Origin of the sequence: Agrobacterium sp. MCAB5 (genome assembly GCF_052114365.1) — a bacterium.
GTDB classification, from domain to species: Bacteria; Pseudomonadota; Alphaproteobacteria; order Rhizobiales; family Rhizobiaceae; genus Agrobacterium; species Agrobacterium tumefaciens.
This window is the reverse complement of sequence record NZ_JBFREP010000244.1, coordinates 1-469: the sequence shown is the minus strand read 5'-3', so window position 1 is coordinate 469 and position 469 is coordinate 1. Positions and strand designations below refer to the sequence as shown.

Here is a 469-nt window from a genome sequence, read left to right as displayed (position 1 = left end):
AAAATGTCACTCTCGAGATGCTTGGTCGCGCCAAGAAGGTAGCGATCGAGAAGGAAAACACCACCATCATCGATGGGGTCGGCTCCAAGGGCGAGATCGATAGCCGCGTCGCGCAAATCCGCGCCCAGATCGAGGAGACCACCTCAGACTACGACCGTGAAAAGCTGCAGGAACGTCTTGCCAAGCTCGCCGRCGGCGTTGCTGTCATCCGTGTCGGCGGATCGACCGAAGTCGAGGTGAAGGAGAAGAAAGATCGCGTCGATGACGCCCTACATGCGACCCGTGCCGCTGTCGAGGAAGGAATCCTGCCAGGCGGCGGTGTTGCCCTGCTGCGCGCGGTGAAGGCCTTGGACGGTCTGCCGACAGCCAACGACGATCAGTGGGTTGGGATCGACATCGTCCGCCGGGCGATCGAGGCGCCCGTTCGCCAGATCGCCGAGAATGCAGGGGCCGAAGGTTCGATCGTCGT

Annotated in this window: 1 protein-coding gene; it reads left to right on the top strand. The window is 62.0% G+C overall.

Going from position 1 to position 469, the window contains the following annotated elements; all coding sequences use genetic code 11:
- On the top strand, positions 1-469 hold a 469-nt coding region (locus tag AB4Z23_RS28445), incomplete at both ends, for a TCP-1/cpn60 chaperonin family protein (protein WP_441361302.1).